This window comes from Cryobacterium sp. Hh38, from assembly GCF_004403235.1.
GTDB lineage: Bacteria > Actinomycetota > Actinomycetes > Actinomycetales > Microbacteriaceae > Cryobacterium > Cryobacterium levicorallinum.
In genome coordinates this window covers 21910-39264 of record NZ_SOHD01000002.1, presented here as the reverse complement: position 1 = coordinate 39264, position 17355 = coordinate 21910, and the positions used below count along the sequence as shown (strand labels likewise).

14 protein-coding genes and 2 pseudogenes are annotated in these 17355 nt (G+C 61.3%); 3 read left to right on the top strand and 13 right to left on the bottom strand.

Annotated features, from left to right (window positions below; all coding sequences use genetic code 11):
- Positions 1-71: 71 nt before the first annotated feature.
- The 7 genes from E3T41_RS00335 to E3T41_RS00305 all read right to left on the bottom strand — a co-directional run bounded on the left by E3T41_RS00335 (position 72) and on the right by E3T41_RS00305 (position 6340).
- Entirely contained in the window at positions 72-782 is a 711-nt protein-coding gene (locus tag E3T41_RS00335) for a FadR/GntR family transcriptional regulator (RefSeq protein WP_092450915.1), read from the bottom strand.
- Between the two features lie 125 nt (positions 783-907).
- Positions 908-2047, bottom strand: coding sequence for a mandelate racemase/muconate lactonizing enzyme family protein (locus E3T41_RS00330; protein WP_092450917.1), 1140 nt, complete (start codon positions 2045-2047; stop codon positions 908-910).
- Positions 2048-2110: 63 nt separating this feature from the next.
- Positions 2111-2830 (bottom strand): gluconate 2-dehydrogenase subunit 3 family protein, encoded by a 720-nt coding sequence (locus E3T41_RS00325; protein WP_092450919.1) that lies wholly within the window; start codon positions 2828-2830, stop codon positions 2111-2113.
- A gap of 19 nt (positions 2831-2849) precedes the next feature.
- Positions 2850-4529: a GMC family oxidoreductase gene (locus tag E3T41_RS00320; protein WP_092450921.1), complete on the bottom strand. Its 1680-nt coding sequence runs from the start codon at positions 4527-4529 to the stop codon at positions 2850-2852.
- A 152-nt stretch (positions 4530-4681) separates the two neighbouring features.
- Positions 4682-5209, bottom strand: coding sequence for a type 1 glutamine amidotransferase domain-containing protein (locus E3T41_RS00315; protein ID WP_092450925.1), 528 nt, complete (start codon positions 5207-5209; stop codon positions 4682-4684).
- Between the two features lie 58 nt (positions 5210-5267).
- Positions 5268-5972, bottom strand: coding sequence for a cysteine hydrolase family protein (locus tag E3T41_RS00310; protein ID WP_092450927.1), 705 nt, complete (start codon positions 5970-5972; stop codon positions 5268-5270).
- A gap of 104 nt (positions 5973-6076) precedes the next feature.
- A complete protein-coding gene (locus E3T41_RS00305; protein WP_134476717.1) occupies positions 6077-6340 on the bottom strand; it encodes a hypothetical protein in 264 nt (87 codons plus the stop codon).
- 101 nt (positions 6341-6441) lie between these two features.
- Here E3T41_RS00305 and tatA point away from each other — a divergent pair, with 101 nt between their 5' ends.
- The 3 genes and pseudogenes from tatA to E3T41_RS18285 all read left to right on the top strand — a co-directional run.
- The gene (gene tatA, locus E3T41_RS00300) at positions 6442-6666 is read left to right on the top strand and encodes a twin-arginine translocase TatA/TatE family subunit (protein ID WP_092450931.1); all 225 of its coding nucleotides are present in this window, start codon (positions 6442-6444) and stop codon (positions 6664-6666) included.
- A 134-nt stretch (positions 6667-6800) separates the two neighbouring features.
- Positions 6801-7565 carry a twin-arginine translocase subunit TatC gene (gene tatC, locus E3T41_RS00295; RefSeq protein ID WP_092450933.1) on the top strand — a complete coding sequence of 255 codons (765 nt, stop codon included), beginning with the start codon at positions 6801-6803 and terminating at the stop codon, positions 7563-7565.
- 566 nt (positions 7566-8131) lie between these two features.
- Positions 8132-9071: pseudogene (locus E3T41_RS18285) on the top strand (integrase core domain-containing protein); the annotation flags it as partial.
- A 21-nt stretch (positions 9072-9092) separates the two neighbouring features.
- Here the strand turns inward: E3T41_RS18285 and E3T41_RS00285 are convergent.
- The 6 genes and pseudogenes from E3T41_RS00285 to gabT form a co-directional block, all read right to left on the bottom strand.
- Positions 9093-10394, bottom strand: a pseudogene (locus E3T41_RS00285) (ISL3 family transposase).
- 214 nt (positions 10395-10608) lie between these two features.
- Positions 10609-12159, bottom strand: a complete 1551-nt coding sequence (locus E3T41_RS00280) for an APC family permease (RefSeq protein WP_092450938.1) — start codon at positions 12157-12159, stop codon at positions 10609-10611.
- A 7-nt stretch (positions 12160-12166) separates the two neighbouring features.
- Complete coding sequence (locus tag E3T41_RS00275) at positions 12167-13075, bottom strand: universal stress protein (protein ID WP_104133076.1); 909 nt, start codon at positions 13073-13075, stop codon at positions 12167-12169.
- Positions 13072-14433, bottom strand: coding sequence for an NAD(P)/FAD-dependent oxidoreductase (locus E3T41_RS00270; RefSeq protein WP_134476714.1), 1362 nt, complete (start codon positions 14431-14433; stop codon positions 13072-13074). The genes E3T41_RS00275 and E3T41_RS00270 overlap by 4 nt, the downstream gene beginning before the upstream one ends.
- A gap of 22 nt (positions 14434-14455) precedes the next feature.
- The gene (locus tag E3T41_RS00265; protein WP_134476712.1) at positions 14456-15946 is read right to left on the bottom strand and encodes an NAD-dependent succinate-semialdehyde dehydrogenase; all 1491 of its coding nucleotides are present in this window, start codon (positions 15944-15946) and stop codon (positions 14456-14458) included.
- Entirely contained in the window at positions 15943-17322 is a 1380-nt protein-coding gene (gene gabT / locus E3T41_RS00260) for a 4-aminobutyrate--2-oxoglutarate transaminase (RefSeq protein ID WP_134476710.1), read from the bottom strand. The genes E3T41_RS00265 and gabT overlap by 4 nt, the downstream gene beginning before the upstream one ends.
- Positions 17323-17355: the final 33 nt, after the last annotated feature.

Below are 17355 nucleotides of genomic sequence, written 5' to 3'. Positions count from 1 at the left end.
GAGAATTCAGGGCGTGTTGAACGACTCTGAACCGCCACATTTCACCGGCGGAAAACGATCAGACAGCTCTGTTATAAGACAGCCTCAAGGTGTACTTCAATGTCTTTCTGAACTTCGGCTAGATGGTTGGCCACGGCAATTTCAGCGGCGGCCGAGTCTCCCCCGGCCACAGCCTCCACAATGAGCACGTGGCCGGCATGGGCTGTTTTCCGGCGGCCTGGCAAGCGAATCACCCGATGAGAATAGACCACGAACAAGTGCTCAATGCTCTTGGACAGGTCAACCAGAAGCTGATTTCCACTAGCGGCTGAAATCGCCTGATGAAGTTGTCCGTCCAGCTTGATGAATTCATAATCGGTGATGCCCGGAACCGCGGCCTGCTCAAGAAGTGAGTGCAAATTTGCCACCTGTTCTGCGGAGATTTTCTTGGCCGCGAGTGAGGCACCTTCCCGTTCCAGAGCCAACCGTGCTTCAAAGAGGTCTGGAACGGTGTAATCACCCGTCAGAATCATGTCCGAGGGCAGTAACGTTGTTTTCTCGTTACTCACGACGAAGACACCCACACCGTGGTCAGTCCTGAGCAGGCCGCCCGCCTCCACCATGCGAAGGGCTTCGCGCATAGAGCTGCGCCCCACACCAAAGTTCTCGGCCAGAACGCGTTCCGGGGGAAGCTTCTCGCTGATCTTGTATTCACCCTCAATAATGAGCCGCTCAAGTTGGAGAGCCACGGCGTCTGCCAACTTGACCCGCGGTACGCGTTCGATCATTTTGTTGGCACTCATCGCGGGTCTCCCTGATCAAGATAAAATTGCTTGGAAAAAAGGTGCGGTTCACCTATTGGTGGTCTGAAGATATGAAGTCTCAAGTTTAGTGACCTCTCACCGGAGCGGGCGTAATGACACGCTCATCACAACAAGGCGGGAATGGCCTGAAGCGCGAACCGACCGTAGGCATCCGCGGTCAATTCGATTCCCAGACCGGGGGCATCCGTCGCCTCGAGGAAACCGTTCTTCAACAGCGGAGCAGACGCCAAGAGACCGTCCCAACCGGGACCACCGTAGGCATCATATTCGATCATCGGCGCGTTCTCACAGGCAAGAATGAGGTGGAGTCCGGCAGCCAGAGCGATACCGGTCCCCGAGGAACAGGCGATGTGCGGAACACAGTCAATGTTCCACGAACTGGCCATGTCGGCGACCCTCTTGGCCTCCGAGATTCCCCCTACACTGGTGCAATCAGGCTGGAGAATGTCGAAAGTTTTACGTTTGAGTAGGTCAAGGTATTCAAATCGGGTCAGGAGAGATTCTCCGCCGGCCAGGTTTATGGACACCCGGTCCGAGAGCCAGGTGTGCTCATCGATGTACTGGGTCAGGCTGCGAGACAGAATTGGCTCTTCGAGCCAGGCAATCTGAAGCTGCTCGAGTTCCCGGGCCAACGTCAACGCTTCCCGTCGATCAAAGGCCATGTTGGCATCGACCATGATGTCAATGTTCGGACCCACGGCGTCGCGCACGTCGGCCACCATGTCGACCCCGGCCTTGAGATCAGGACCGTGCCGAAGTTTCATGGCAGTGAAGCCCTGTTCAACGGCTTGGATGGCCTCTTCCACCACCAGATGGGGGGCTTTCAACGAGGGCGCGAAATAGGCGCGAACCTTCGACTTGGCCGCTCCCAGCAGGCGATACACCGGTTGACCGCTCACCTTGCCGAGCAGGTCCCAGAGGGCAATGTCGACCCCACTTAGTGCATAGGTTTCGATGCCTCGTCTGCCCCACATGTGTGTCGCATCCAGCATCTCTTGCCAGAGCGCGGCAATATCCTGGGGGTCCCGACCGATAAGCATGGGACCCAGTTGATTATTGATGATGGGCCCGACGGTGCTGAAATACTCCGATGAGAACCCGGCTTCGCCGATTCCCTCGAAACCCTCATCAGTGCGAATGCGCACCACAATTCCGCCCTTGGAATTGACCGCCATGGCGCCCCAGCGCAGGGGCTCATCGAGAGCGACTCCCACCGGGAAGGCTCTGACCTCAGTGATCTTCATTATTTTCCTTCGTCTAGTGAACAGCGGCCACCAGTTTCCCGGGGGCCGCCGTGGTGAGGTTCCTTAGAGCGTGCCGCCCGCGTCGCGGTAGACCTTCAACTGCGGAATCAGGTCTTCCCACTCGAACTCACCCTGATAGAAGTACTCAGCGGTGCTGTAGGTGCCGTCCATGGTGTCCTTGAGCGACTTCGGGCCAGGGAATCCAATGAACTTCCAGCCCATCTGTTCCTTGTTACCGCCGTAGACCGGGTCACAGTAAAATCCTTGACGGGTGTGCAGGCAGAGAGCACTAAAAAAGTCCAGCCCCTCATCAAAAGACCCCTGCAGGAACGTCGTCACCGGCTCTTTGGTGCCGAGAGTTACCTGACCAGGCTTTGGCGCTCCGGAGAGAAGCTCCAGCACGTGGTCGGCTTCTGCGTCGCTGAGATCAGCAAACCTTCGACCTGACTCAGAATGTGCCAATTCATCGAGCCGGACGAGCCCGTGTCGGTACACATTTTGCATCTCATCCATTCGAGCACGCCAAGCATCCGCATATTTTCCCGACATTTTCAGGAACCCGCTGCCGTCGGCGGCTGCGTAGACATAGTCTGTGCCGGAGAGGTAACGGTCGATGAAAACCACCACCCGGGCCTCGCGTGCACCTGGATCCTGATCGGTCGGCATGATCCGCGCAGTCGCGGCCTCGACCGTGTCCCATTCGGCGTCGGTAAAGAAGAGTCGTTCGGTGGTGTCCGGATCTACCGGAGCCCCAACGATCTCCCATTCTGATTTCAGAGTCATGAGTGTCTTCCTGCCTGTCTCAGCGCTTGGTGTTCGAGAGAATGAGACGTTCTTCGCGTCCCTTGGAATAGACCTGGGCAATGTATTCACTGCACCGCCAGGCGTTGGCCATCATGGTCAACGTCGGGTTGACACCAGTGGCCGTCGGGAAGCCGGAGCCGTCGAGAACGAAGAGATTGTCCACTTCGTGGGCCTGACCCCATTCATTCAGCACGCTCTTGGCCGGGTCGGTGCCCATGCGCGCAGTGCCGTGCTGGTGGCACGTGTTGCCGGTCATCTTGTCCAGATAGACAGGGACGGTCTTGCGTGCCCCGGCCGCCTCCAGAATCTCAACGTTCTTGTCTACTTGCCATTTACCCATGGCGATGTCGTTGCGGTGGGGACTGTGTGTAATGCGTGCAACCGGCCGACCAAAGGCATCTTTCACCGTGGGGTCAAGATCTACCCGATTGGATTCCACCGGCAGGTCGTGCAGAATCAGGCCGATCTTCATGGCGTAGTTGTAGTAGTTGCGGTCCGCGTCTTTCAACGCTTCGCCCCAGCTCGGCCGGCCCGGAAAGACCCAGTTGATGGGGTGGCAGGTCTGCGAGGCGGAGATGATGGAACCACCGATGTGACCACGGTTTTCGTCGGTCTCATAGAATTCCAACGATCCGCCGCTGATGTAGTTGCCGGCAAATCCGTTCAGCGGCTCGTCGATGTCTTTATCGAACAAACCCACCGCAAAGAGGTATTCGTGGAAGGTGGCGTTCTTGCCGACCAAGCCACTGCCGTTGGCCAGACCATCGGGAAACCGAGGCGACTTGGACATGAGCATGAGGCGCGCGGATTCAATGGCACCAAGCGTCAAAATCACGACGCGTGCATCCTGCTCTACTTCGTTTCCATCCGGGTCGATGTAAACGACACCGGTGGCTTTGCCATCATGACCCAACTTCACCGACTGCACGAAGCACTCGGCGCGGACTTCCAGGTTTCCCGTGGCCACGGCTTCCGGGATAAAAGAGGTCAGCGTGTTGGAGCGGGCGCCACTGGGATCGCCATACTGGTTCCAGAAACTGGTCTGATTAAAGGGGTCACGACCGTTGTGTTTGTTCGTAACCATGGCATGCGGAATAGGAAAGGCGTTAATGCCCATTTTGTTGCAGGCATCGTAGAAACGCTTGCCGTACTGGGTCGGTCGGAGCGGCGGGCTGGGATAGCCCTTGCTGCGGTACGGTTCGTACTTGTCGGCCCCCGCGATACCGGAGACGCCGAAGGCCCACTCAACCTTGGTGAGGTAGGGCTCCAGGTGTTCGTAGCGGAAGGGCCAGTCGGCGAGACTTGCGCCTTCGATCTCGCCGTGGAGGGAGCGCATCATGAAGTCAGACTCGCGCGGGCGCGGCACCCAGCCGGCCCAGTGGTTTGTTCCTCCACCGACCATCTGCGGGGTCGGTGAAAAGGGGAATCTTTCTGCCACGGCGTTTTCGTCGTAGCGCACGGTTCGGGGGAACATTTTCGGGTCCGGCCACATGTAGTCACGGTTGACGAACTTGAGTTCATCGCCGGAATAATGTTCCAGGGGTCGCAGCCACGGGCCACGGTCAAAGCCCACTACCTTCAGTCCTGCCTCGGCCAGCACCTTGACAGCGGTGCCACCGTTGGCGCCAAGTCCCACGACGATCGCGTCTACAGGCTCGGGCTTCTTCCGATTCAGCATGATTTTCTCTTCCTTGAGACGGTTTTGTGAACTTCTTGATCACTTTTTACCGCGTCGTCAGTGATCCACGCGGAAGTGTTGTCTGGTGTTGACTAGACGCTGAGTTGCCGGCGAAATGATCGAACCGGCAACTCAGCTTCCCCAGTGCGCGCCTAGTGGGTCTCGAGGTACGTAACGAGGGCCGCTCCGAAGGCAGGCAGGTCGATCGGAGTTCGGGAGGTGATGACGTTGCCGTCAATGACGACTGCTTCGTCAACCCAGACTCCCCCTGCGTTTTCCACATCGTCCTTGATCGGCAGGTAACCGGTAACCTTACGACCGTTTTTGAGCACTCCGGCTGACGCGAGGACCCAGCCACCGTGGCAGATGGCGGCGACCAGCTTGCCCGACTCGTGGGCGTTACGAACGAGGGAGATCATCTCGGGGTGCAGTCGCATATTGTCGGGCGCAAATCCGCCCGGCACGACGACGGCGTCGAAATCTGCCGACGTCACGTCAGCGGCGTCTGCGTCGACGTCCATGGGGTAGTGCTCTTTGGAGTCATAGCTCTTCTTGGTTCCGCTGCCGACGACGACAACGGTCGCCCCGGCCTCTTCGAGGCGGAGTTTGGGGTACCAACCTTCGAGGATCTGGTATTCGTCCTCGATCAGCAGGGCAACTTTTTTTCCGGAAAGTGTCATTTCTGGGAGTCCTTTTTATCGCGAGTTGTGGGGTCACACGGGGTGAGAGGCTGGCGCCTTATTTCGCCAGCATCTTGAGAAACTCGATGCTCGTGCGCACGTCACCGTGATTGGCCTGAATATTGCGCAGAGCCTCCCAGTGCTGGCCGTAGCCCAGCGGGTCGTCCTGACCAGACGGGATAGCTGCGGTTGTGTCGGCCAGGACGACGATCTTGTAGTCCTGGTTGGCGCCATCGATGGCCGTTGCAATCTGGCAGTTTCCGCTGGACAGGCCGGCCACGACGAGCGTGTCTGCTCCCGCGCGGCGCATGTACTCGTTCAGCGGAGTACCGAAGAAAGAAGAAAAACGGTGCTTGCGCATCACAGGCTCGTCGGGAGCCGGAACGAGTTCGTCGACAAGTTCATCGCCACCATTTCCCCATGATCCGGGGAAGCCTGCAAGCTGGCCTTCGAGGCCCCACTTGACATCGGCGTACCCAGCGTCTTTTCCATCGCCACGCAAGCCCCAGAGGGACCAGACGACGGGGATGCCCGCTTCCCGGCAAGCATTCAGCACGTTCACGACCGGCTGTACCGTGTCTTTGCCCTCCGGAGCGCCGCCAACGCTCTCGATGTACATGGCACCGCCAACCTCGGCACACGCCTTCTGCATGTCGAGCACAAGCAGCATCGTCTTCTTCGGGTCGATCGTGGGAGCGACCCACGTGGACCGGTTAATTACTTTGTCAATGTTCTCGTAGGTGAAATCAAGCGAGGACAACATTGTCTCTTTTCTATTCGAGATACTACCGAGGTAGGTTATCTAATGGTCTGGTGGTCTGAACTATGACACAGTTGAGGCGAATCAGTCAAACTATTTTTGAAAATTCACGACGGATCACGCGGATCCAGAGCTTCACTCACGATGCGGCGCGGGTCATATTGGCGCGGATCGAGCTTTTTCCAATCGAGATCCTGGGCATCCTCCCCCAGCTCTTCAGTGAATCGACCCTTGGCACCATTGGCCATGGACCTACCTCGCTTGACCAGCTGAGCAAGATTGGCCGTGTAGAGCGGCAGCCGTTCCGGCCCGATAAGGAACGCGGCGATCACGCCAATGATGACTAATTTGTCGAAGGTTAATCCAAACATGTTGACACCATAACACGCAGACCACTAGACATCAGATCACCATCACAGATAGTCTCTACGTCACCTCACACAGCGCTCAAAACGATCGAAGGGTCCAGCTCATGCTTGCAAATCTCAACGGATGGCACGCCGTCATCATCCTCGCCGTCGTTCTGCTCCTCTTCGGTGCACCAAAAATTCCGATGCTGGCGCGCAGCCTCGGGCAGTCGATGAAAATCTTCAAGAACGAGATCAAGCCAGACGCCAAACGTGCCGACGACGAACTGCTCGCAACCTCATCGACCGAGGCATCCGCGTCCCCGAGCAGTAATTCCCCTCTTGTTTAAGAGCGTGCACATTTCTCCGAACTTCGCATCCCCTCGCCGAGCCGACTAAATCCTGCGCATGAACGCAGACAACACATGAACACAGACAAAACATGAGCACAGACAAAACAGAGACCACGGCCGAAAAAAGTCGAATGTCACTTGCCCATCACCTAATTGAACTGCGCAAAAGGCTCTTCAAATCAGCCTTCGGGCTGCTCGCGGGCGCCGCGGCGGGCTGGATTCTTTCCGATTTCGTGATGAACAGCCTGCGAGTGCCGGTGAGCCTCATCGCAACGGCTCAAAACCGTTCTGCCACACTGAACTTCGCTGACATAACGAGCGCTTTCGATCTCAAGCTTCAAATTGCACTCACCGTCGGTGCCGTGGTCTCCAGCCCGATCTGGCTTTTTCAGATTTTTGCCTTTCTGGTTCCCGGTTTAACAAAAAAGGAGAAGCGCTACACGTTCGGTTTTTTCTTCACGGCCGTGCCTCTCTTCCTGGCCGGGTGCATCTCAGGCTGGTTTGTTCTGCCACAAATCGTTGCACTCATGACAAGTTTTGCGCCCGCTCAAGATGCCGCATTCATCGAGGCCAAGCCCTACTACGACTTCGTACTGAAGCTAGTTCTCGCTATCGGGATCGCTTTTGTCCTCCCGGTATTTATCGTCTTGCTTAATTTCATCGGGATTCTGAGTGCAGTGTCGATCATCAAATCCTGGCGCATAGCCCTTGTGGTGATTGTACTCTTCACGGCCGTCGCCACGCCCGCCGCCGACATCGTCTCTATGTTCATGTTGGCAATTCCGATGATCCTTCTCTATTTCCTGGCCGCGGGAGTCGCTGGGATACATGACCGACGGGTCGCGAAGAACCTGAGGCTTACAGACACGTTGTCTCCCTTTCTGTTGGAGACCTGAGTCAGTTGTCGGCTCATTATTCTTCGGTGAACCGCAGCTTCGGTGTTTTGTTTGCGCGTGTCGGTGGGCTGGTGATGTCACCATCCTCAGCTTATCTAAAGCGAGAGTGGTGGAAGAAGCGGCCTCACTCATGCGCCCAGCCAACTCGTGGGGTCTGACCCCCGGGGTCGCGGAGTACCGCAAAAACCGCATGGGCGTTCAAAGCGGATTCCACGACGCCCTCCAGATCGTTGGTGAGACCTGCTGCCCGGGTACGCCAACGCCGCATGAGGACGCATCGAAGGATCACCTGAGTGCACTGATCGAAACGCCCGCGCATCACCCGCGCATCAAGTCAAGAATTCCCGCGGCACCAGAATGAAAATGGCGAGTAGTCTGGGGAGTAAATCCTGATGGTAGCGCTAGTCCGGCGACTTAGTATGTGTGGTCCCAGCACAGTGTTTACAGCCTGTCTCATGACCTTGTTGGCACTATGTCTCAGGACGTTGTTTACAGGGTGTCTTACGACCTTGCATACACGTTGAGCAGTGGACGAAATCCTCACGTGGCCTCGGTTTTGATGGAGAGTGCCCAAATCTCTCCCACCTTTCGTCCGCCGCCAGATTATCGAATTTGATCCTCTTGCCGCCGATGGCCCCAGTATTTCCGAAATCTGCCAACGTCTGAATATCAGCCGGCCGTCGTTTATGATATCCGGCGACGCTTCCTTCAGGAGGGAAATAAGGCGCTGAATCCGCACTCGTCGGCACCAAAGAATCCGGTGCGGACGTTCGACAAGAAGACGACGGAAATTGTCCTGCGCATCCGTGCTCGGCTGGAAAAGGATGGCTGGGATAACGGTCCCAAATCGATCTAGTTCACCGGTGTGAACACGAATGAATTCAGTCAACCGGTTCCGTCGGTGGCGACCATCGCCCGGATCCTGTCATCCTCCGGCGTGACGAAGGCCAACCCGCGTAAACGGCCACGGACGGCCTGGCTGCGGTTCGCGCGCTCGTCGGCGATGGAGATGTGGCAGCTGGATGCATTCGAGTATCGCCTGGCGACCGAGCTGGCCTCGAAAGTGACGGTCTACCAGCTGCTGGATGATTCCACCCGTTTCGACGTGGGCAGCATGTGCTTCGCCGAGCCCGAGAACGGCACCGATGCCATCATCACCCTGAGCGCCGCGATCGACGATCACGGCGTGCCCAAAGAGTTGCTCAGCGACAACGGGACCGCTTTCAACCAGAGCCGGCGCGGCAACATCTCGGCGACGGAACGCTTCTTGGCCGACCGTGGGTGCTTGGGGATCAGCGGCCGGGGCGGCCACCCGCAGACGCAAGGGAAAAACGAACGCAGCCACCAGACGCTGCTGCGGTTCCTCGATGCCCGCGCCCCGGAGAGCCTCGAGCAGCTCGCCACCCTCATCGTGGATACCGCAACTATTACAACTACCGTCGCCGGCACCAAGCGTTGCCCGGCTCCATGACACCGGGCCAGGCCTGGGACGCGGCCGAACACCGACCCTAGGACGGAACACACCCGTTAATTTCGTCCGGGAAACACGGGTTTGTGCCCGCCGAGGCTGAGCATGGCGAGGGCGATGAGGGCGTCGGGTGATGTGAAGCCGTAGGCGATGCGGGTCATGAGGCGGATCTTGGTGTTCATGGATTCGACGCGGCCGTTGGAGAGGCCGTGTTCGATGGACGCGAGGATCGCGGTGCGGTGCTTGACGATGCTCTTCTGCAGTTTCACGAAGGACGGAATGCGGCAGCGTCGGGCCCAGCCGACCCATTTGTCGAGGGCTTCGGTCGCTTCGTCGAGGGGCAGTTTGAAGATCACCAGGAGGCCTTCCTTCAGGTAGTAGGCGCGTGCCAAGCGGGGGTCGGTCTGCACGATCCAGGCGAGCTTGGCTTGCTGCTTCTAGGTCAGGTTTTCCGGATTCTTCCAGAGGGCGTAACGGCAGTTCTTGATGCCGGCAGCTCGGGCGCTGTCCGGGCGAGCTGGAGCATCGACGGCAGGTCGGCCACGGGTGCGTCGGGCATCGTTTTGCCGGGCGGCTTTGCGAGCATCATTCCACGCAGTTCGGCAGACCTCATCGAGGGCTTCGGTTGCCCATTTCACGACGTGGAACGGATCAGCGCACCGAACGGCGTTGGGCGCTTTCTCCGCGACAACACTGGCGATCCAAGCCGCGCCGTCCGCGGAAACATGCGTGATCTGCGCTGAACGCTCCGGCCCTAACGCGTCAAAGAACGTCGCGAAAGTGGCTTTGTCTTGACCCGGTGCGGCCCACACAAGACGGCCGGAATCGTGGTCGACGACACGGGTCAAATACCTGTGGCCGCGCTTGTAACTGATCTCGTCGATCCCGATCCGCGTCAGGTCCGCGAACTGGTCGTACTGCTTTTCGGTATCGGCCCAGACCCGGGTGATGATTGCGCCGACGGTGCGCCACGCGATGCGCATCAGCACGGTGATGGCGGTCTTGGACGTTTGCGTGGCCAGCCACGCGACCTGGTCGTCAAAGAACATCGTTTGGCCGCTTTGGTGCCGAGCCCAGGGGACGGCGGCGACGGTGACGCCGTGGACGCGGCAGGACACTCGGGGTGCGTCGGCTTCGAGGTGAACTCGAATTGAGCCCACGTCTAACCCTCGCCAGCGACGCCGCCCGTCACCGAGGTCGTAGCGTGGGCTGCGTTTCTGACAGGACCCGCATCGGTTCCGCCTCGGCGCCATCGGACGCACCGACGCGATCAAAATCCTGCCCTCCAGATCAAGATTGATGTCCTCGACGAACGTGCTCTCGACACCGAGGAGGGTTCGCCATATTCTTAGGGTTCGCACGCCGCTTTTTCCCTTCGTAAGTTTCTTACCTTTGACAGTTAGAAACCTAGGCGGAGAGCGGCGTGCGGCCGTTAAGGCGCTCCCAACGGACCCACGGTTTCGTCAGGAGAGCCGATCAAACCGCCGATGCAGCCAAAAATAAACGCCGTCATAGTACTAGGTGGACACCAGCTTGTGCGGCATCCGCTTTTACTCAGCGGATGCCGCAGCGCGGCTATTCCTCCCGCTCGCCAAAGCGCGGCGCAGCCAGGCTGAGCGTCTCGCCGCGGAAGAACGCCGGGCGTACCCGCGACTGCACGATCATGATGACAACACCGATCAGCAAAATAGCCATGCCGAGCACGAAGACCAGACCCAGCCCGAAGATCTCGGAGCCGCTGCCGTAGTTCGGGTCCATGCTGTCGACCAGGGTGGTGCAGAACAGCACCGCCAGGATGATGCCGCCGACCAGGGGAAACAAGAAGGTGAAGAAGGCGTTGCGCACGGTGGCGAACCACTGCCGGCGAAAATACCAGACGCAGGCGAACGCGGTCAGACCGTAGTAGAAGCAGATCATCATGCCGAGGGTCGTAATGGTGTCCCAGAGCACATCTTCGCTGACGAAACGCATGATCGTGTAGAAGCCGGCTGCGACGACAGCGGAGGCGATGGTGGCGTATCCGGGAGTGAAGAAGCGCGGGCTGACCCTCGCGTAGGCCGGCGGCAATGCGCCGTAGTGGCCCATGGCGAGCAGGGTGCGTGCAGGGGAGACGAAGGTGGATTGCAGCGAGGCGGCCGAGCTGGAGAGTACGGCAATCGACATGAGCACGGCGAACGGGCCCAGTGCCGGGCCGGCCAGCGCGAAGAACACATTGCCCTGAATCTCCGGGTTGCCGAGGCCAACGCCCACACCGCCGACACCGGCAAACGAGATGGCCGCAATGGCGACGAACAGGTAAAGCACCATGACGATGATCACGGTGAGCGTGGCAGCCCGGCCGGGAGTCGAGCGCGAGCCCTTGGTCTCCTCCGACATGGTCAGGGTGACGTCCCAGCCCCAGAAGATGAAGATCGACAGGCTCAGGCCGGCCGCAAAGGCGGAGAACGTGGTGACAGCGAAGGGGTTGAACCACGACAGCGAGACCGGCGTCGGGTCGAACGCGGTGCCATTGGCGATGTGCACGAAGGCCATGATGCCGAATCCGACCAGCACGATCAGCTGAAAGCCGACCAACCAGTACTGCACCTTCTGGGTGGTCTGCATGTCCCGGTAGCTAATCCAGGTTGCGATCAGAATGAACACCAGGCAGGTTCCGACGTTGATGAGCGGGTTTCCGGCGAGCCCCGCGATCTCGGCGCTGTTACCGAAGATCTGCGAGAGCATCAGATAAAAGAAGTCGACGGCGATTCCGGCGAGGTTGCTCAGCACGACGACGGTTGCGGCGATCAGGCCCCAGCCGGCCATCCAGCCGATCCATGGCCCGAATGCCCGCGTCGCCCAGGTGAACGAGGTGCCGCTGTCCGGCATGGCCTTGTTCAGCTCGCGGTAGCCGAGGGCGACCAGCAGCATCGGAATGAATCCGGCGACGAAGATCGCCGGCAGCTGCAAACCGACTTCAGCCACGGTAGGTCCGAGTGCACCGGTCAGGGTGTAGGCCGGAGCGATGCAGGAGATGCCGATGATGACGGCGCCGACCAGTCCGACCGAGCCAGCGCTCAGCCCCTTCTTGGAGATTCCCCCCGTCGGTTTTTCAACGGCTTCACTGGCGTTGATTTGTAGCGTCATGTTGTATTTACTTCCCCACCGTCTCGGTGAATTCGGTCGTCACGGTGGCATCGGGCGGCACGGTGAAATCTCGGGGCACCACGATCAGGGGCACCGGCAGTTCGCGCAGCATCTTGGCCGCGATGGAACCCAGAAAGAGGCGATGGGGCTGGGCCAGCCGGCTGGAGCCGACCAGGCAGACCTCGGTCGGTTCCCAGGGCAGTCCGCGCACGGCGTGCTCGATGCTGCTGCCGGAGGCGACGCTGGCGGTCGCCTCCAGCCCGTCCATCAGGTGGTCGGTGGCGTAGTCGAGCACTGCCTGGGCATGGTCGGCGGCCAATACGATCGTCTGATCGTCGGCGCCGGGACGATCGATCGCGACGAGGGAAACCAACCGCAGGGGGGCATCCACTGTGCGCGCCAAGAGGATGCCGGCCGTCAGTAGTCCGTCGGCTCCCGGTTTGGTGCCGACCGCGCAGGTGACCCGGCGGATCGGCTCGTCGGTACCCATCACCCGGGTGCCTTCAGGGGCAAGGGCAACGGGGACGTGGGAGGAGTGCAGCAGGCCGCCGGCGACGCTGCCGATCGCGAAGCGTCCGAGCAGGCCGTGGGTTGCCGCGCCGACGACGATCAGGTTCGCCTGCAGCCGAGCGGCGGCGGCGAGCAGCCCCTGGGTGAAGGAATCGGCGTGTTCGAGGTGGGTGCGCACCGAAATTCCGGCGGGTACCAGGGTGAGCGCTTCGGCCAGCCAGCCCTCGGCCGTCTCGAGCAGCAGCCGGTCGTAGCCGGGATCGGTGGGGGTGAGCGTCGCCCGGTCCCCCGCATTGAGAACGAGGACCACGTCGAGTTCGGCGCCGGGCGCGCGGGCAAGACGCACGCCGAGGGCGAGGGCATCCGCTCCCCCCGAGGTCGCCGTGTAGCCGACCAGAAACCTCACGCGACCACGCGCGTCGCAAGGATCGCCGCAGCGGATTCCTGCCCGACCCGGATCGCCCCGTCCACGTGCTGGTAACCCTTGCCGGCCATGTCGCTGCAGGAAAACGAGATCGGGCCGACGGGACTGCGCAGTTCGGCGCCGTACCGGGCCAGTCCGCCCATATCGAAGCTCGCCGCGTAGGCGCCGCGGGTCCATTCCTCGGAGCCCCAGTCGCTTTCGTAGTAGACGACCGGGTGCAGCGCCTGCTCGCCGTAGTAGTGCGAGAGCGACTCGAGAATGCGGGCCTTGCGCTCGAGCGCGGTCAGCGCGAAGACGGCATCCGCTTCTTCATCGGAGACGAAACCGACCAGGGTGCCGCGTGGGTCCTCAAAATTGGTGTTGTCGTAGGCCTCATGCACGAGCTCGTACGGGCTGAACGCGGTGCCCGAGAGATCGTCGGCGCGCCAGAACGGCGTCTCGTAGACGGCGTGCACCTTGATCACGAAACCCATGGAGAGGTGCTGGTGCAGCTGCTGCTGGCGGCGCGGCAGGGGCGGGTCGAAGCTGATCCGACTGATCAGGGGCGGCGGAACCGCCACGATCGCGTGCCGGGCGGTGACCGTCATACCGTCGGCAACGACAATGACTCCGTCCTCCTCCCAGGTCAGGCTGCGCACCGGCTGCCCGAGATAGACATCGCCGCCAAGCTTCTCGGCCAGCAGCAGCGGAACCTGCTGCAACCCGCCGACCACGCGCTCGTCCAGAATGAAATCGGCATCGACGAGGTTGCTGAACGACCCGGCGCTGGCCGCCATGAGCAGCGCCTGCAACGCCGAGAAGGCGTGCGCGGGCTTGGTGAGCATGGCCCCGGCAATGAACATGCCCATGTTGTCGCGGGCCTCCTGATCGTCGGTCTGGGTCTCCAGCCAGCGGCTGAAGGAGACCTCGTCCAATTCTTTGGCGAGCGGGTGCTCCCACGGGGAATCAGGGTTGATCTCGGCCACGAGGGCGTCCAGTTTCTCGATCAGGCCAAGGATCTGTGCCTCGGTGCCGGCTGGAACCGGAAATATCTCACCGTCGAACCGGCTGACCACGCCGGAACCGTTGATGTACACGTTGCGGCCAGCCCGGTAGCGCGGGTAGGTCTTGAGGCCCAACTCGGCCAGGGTGGTCTTGAGGGCGTGCTGGTCGGGCGAGACCCACTGACCACCGATCTCGAGCATGGCACCCTCGATCTCTTGGGTCCACAGCCGCCCGCCGACCCGATCGCGGGCTTCGAGCACCGCGACACTGAGGCCGGCCTTCTGCAATGCCGTGGCGGCGGTGAGACCGGATGCCCCGGCGCCGATTATGACGACGTCACGATCAATCGTGGTCATGGTTGCTCCTGTGTTGACTGAGTTATGACGAGGGAATGAGGGTGTACTTGGTCGAGAGGTATTCGTTGATGCCTTCAATGCCGCCCTCACGGCCGAGCCCGGACTGTTTGACGCCGCCGAATGGTGCTGCGGCATTGGAAACCAGGCCGGTGTTCAGGCCCATCATTCCGGTATCGATACTCTCGATCATACGGTGCCCACGGTTGATATCGGTGGTAAAAACGTAACCGATCAGACCATATTCGGTGTTATTTGCCATTTCGATGGCCTCTTCATCTGTTTCAAAAGTTTGGATGCCGACGACCGGTCCAAAGATTTCCTCCAGCACGAGGCGGCTGTCGGCGCTCACTCCGGTCAGCACAGTGGGGGCGTAGAACGAGCCGGGCCCCTCTGAGCGGATGCCGCCGGTGAGCAGCGTGGCGCCGCGCGCGAGGGCGTCCTGCACGAGGGCAGCCACGTTGTCGACGGCCGCCTCGGTCACGAGCGGCCCGAAGTTCACCGTGGGATCGATGCCGGGTCCCGACACGAGGGCATTGACCCGCTCGGTCAGTCGACGGGCGAACTCATCGGCCACAGACGCGTGCACGATGAACCGGTTGGCGGCCGTGCAGGCCTGGCCGGTGTTGCGGAACTTCGCGAGCATGGCGCCGGTGACGGCCTGCTCGAGGTCGGCGTCGGCGAACACTACGAAGGGGGCATTGCCGCCGAGTTCCATCGAGGTGCGCAGCACGTTCTGGGCGGCCTGGGCGATCAGGGCACGCCCGACGCCGGTCGACCCGGTGAAGCTGAGCTTGCGCAACCGGGGGTCGGCGATGATCGGGGCCGACACCGCCTGCGACCGGGTCGTCGTAATGACGTTCACCACGCCGGCCGGCACGCCGGCATCCGCTAACAACTGCACGAACAGCAGCGTGGTCAGCGGGGTCAGCTCGGCCGGTTTCACGACCACGGTACAGCCCGCAGCGAGCGCCGGGGCAATCTTGCGAGTGGCCATGGCGAGCGGAAAGTTCCACGGCGTAATCAGGTAACACGGGCCCACCGGCCGCTGGGTGACGACCATCGTGCCGGTCCCCTCCGGGTTGGCACCGTACCGGCCGTTGATACGCACGGCTTCCTCGCTGAACCAGCGCAGAAACTCGCCGCCGTAGGTGACTTCACCGTTGGCTTCGGCAATCGGCTTGCCCATTTCGAGCGTCATGAGCGTGGCGAAATTCTCCCGACGCTCCTGCAGCAGGTCGAAGGCGCGGCGCAGAATCTCCGCGCGCACCCGCGCCGGGGTCCCTGCCCAGACATCCGCTGCGGCAACCGCTGCGTCGAGGGCTCGGGCCCCATCAACGACGGATGCGTTTTGAATCTGTTTGAGAACCTGCCCAGTCGCCGGGTCGGTCACCGCAAACGGCTCCCCGGTCCCGTTCACCCACTGGCCGTTGATGTACAGCTGGTCGGGCACGCGGGCCAGCAGCTCTGCGCTGCCCTGCGCTGCCGGCTGGCCGGTGAGGGTCACGGCGCTCATGCGACGGCCAGTGTCTCAGCCAGTGCGTCGGCGATAACCTGCAGGCCCTCGAGCAGCAAATGGTCCGGAATGCTGAGCGGCGGCAGAAAGCGGATGACGTTGCCGTACGTTCCGCAGCCCAGCAGGATGACGCCCTGGGCGTGGGCGGCGGCGATGACCCGACCGGTCAGGGCGGCATCCGGCTCCCCCGTGGCGGGGTCGACGAGTTCGATGGCGATCATGGCGCCGCGGCCCCGCACCTCGATAATGCGCGAGTCGGTGGCGGCGAGCGCGCCGAGCCGCTCGTTCAGGATGGCTCCGATGGCGACGGCTCGTTCAACCAGGTGGTCGCTCTCGTAGGTGTCGATGGTGGCGAGCGCTGCGGCGCAGGCGAGCGGGTTGCCGCCGTAGGTGCCGCCGAGGCCGCCGGCCTGGGGCGAATCCATGATGTCGGCGCGCCCGGTAACCGCCGACAGTGGCAGGCCGCCGGCGATCCCCTTCGCGGTGCAGATCAGGTCGGGCACGATGCCCTCGTGTTCACAGGCGAACATGTGGCCGGTGCGGGCGAAGCCGGTCTGAATTTCGTCAGCGATGAAGATGACTTCGTTGGCGCGGCACCAGGCCAGCAGAGTGGCCAGGAATCCCTGAGCTGGAACGATGAAGCCACCCTCGCCCTGAATGGGTTCGATGATGATGGCGGCGAGGTTGCTCGCGCCGATCTGCTTCTCAATCTGCGAGATGGCCCGGTTCGCCGCTGCGACGCCGTCCAGGCCGCCGTCGCGCAACGGGTACGACATGGGCGCTCGGTACACCTCGGGAGCGAAAGGGCCAAAACCGTTCTTGTACGGCTGGTTCTTGGCGGTCAGCCCCATCGTGAGGTTGGTGCGGCCGTGATAGGCATGGTCGAAGGCGACGACGGCCTGCCTTCCGGTGAAGTGCCGGGCGATCTTGACGGCGTTCTCCACCGCTTCGGCGCCGGAGTTGAACAACACGCTGCGCTTCTCATGGTCACCGGGGGTGAGGCGGTTCAGGGCTTCGGCAACCTCGATGTAGGAGTCGTAGGGCGCCACGGTGAAACAGGTGTGGGTGAACTGGGCCAGCTGCGTGGCCACGGCCGCCACCACGCGCGGCGCGCTGTTACCAACGCCGGTCACGGCGATGCCGGATCCCAGGTCGATGAGCGAGTTGCCATCGACGTCGACGACAACGCCCCCGCCGGCGGCCACCACGTACACCGGCAGCGTGATCCCGACGCCGGCCGACACGGCCTGGGCCTTTCGTTGGCTCAGCGCGCGTGATTTCGGGCCGGGGATGCTCGTGACGAGCTTGCGTTCCTGCGCCAGCTGGGGGCCACCAACCGGTGTGCTGGTGGGGCGAGGGGTATCCAGGAAGGTCATCAGAGTTTCCGATCCAAAACGACGGGCGGCATC

Coding starts and splice junctions, on each gene's coding strand:
- E3T41_RS00315 (WP_092450925.1), bottom strand. CDS start 5,209: ATGACACTTTCCGGAAAAAAAGTTGCCCTGCTGATCGAGGACGAATAC.
- E3T41_RS00335 (WP_092450915.1), bottom strand. CDS start 782: ATGAGTGCCAACAAAATGATCGAACGCGTACCGCGGGTCAAGTTGGCA.
- E3T41_RS00320 (WP_092450921.1), bottom strand. CDS start 4,529: ATGCTGAATCGGAAGAAGCCCGAGCCTGTAGACGCGATCGTCGTGGGA.
- E3T41_RS00270 (WP_134476714.1), bottom strand. CDS start 14,433: ATGACCACGATTGATCGTGACGTCGTCATAATCGGCGCCGGGGCATCC.
- E3T41_RS00280 (WP_092450938.1), bottom strand. CDS start 12,159: ATGACGCTACAAATCAACGCCAGTGAAGCCGTTGAAAAACCGACGGGG.
- tatC (WP_092450933.1), top strand. CDS start 6,801: ATGTCACTTGCCCATCACCTAATTGAACTGCGCAAAAGGCTCTTCAAA.
- gabT (WP_134476710.1), bottom strand. CDS start 17,322: ATGACCTTCCTGGATACCCCTCGCCCCACCAGCACACCGGTTGGTGGC.
- E3T41_RS00305 (WP_134476717.1), bottom strand. CDS start 6,340: ATGTTTGGATTAACCTTCGACAAATTAGTCATCATTGGCGTGATCGCC.
- E3T41_RS00325 (WP_092450919.1), bottom strand. CDS start 2,830: ATGACTCTGAAATCAGAATGGGAGATCGTTGGGGCTCCGGTAGATCCG.
- E3T41_RS00330 (WP_092450917.1), bottom strand. CDS start 2,047: ATGAAGATCACTGAGGTCAGAGCCTTCCCGGTGGGAGTCGCTCTCGAT.
- E3T41_RS00265 (WP_134476712.1), bottom strand. CDS start 15,946: ATGAGCGCCGTGACCCTCACCGGCCAGCCGGCAGCGCAGGGCAGCGCA.
- tatA (WP_092450931.1), top strand. CDS start 6,442: ATGCTTGCAAATCTCAACGGATGGCACGCCGTCATCATCCTCGCCGTC.
- E3T41_RS00310 (WP_092450927.1), bottom strand. CDS start 5,972: ATGTTGTCCTCGCTTGATTTCACCTACGAGAACATTGACAAAGTAATT.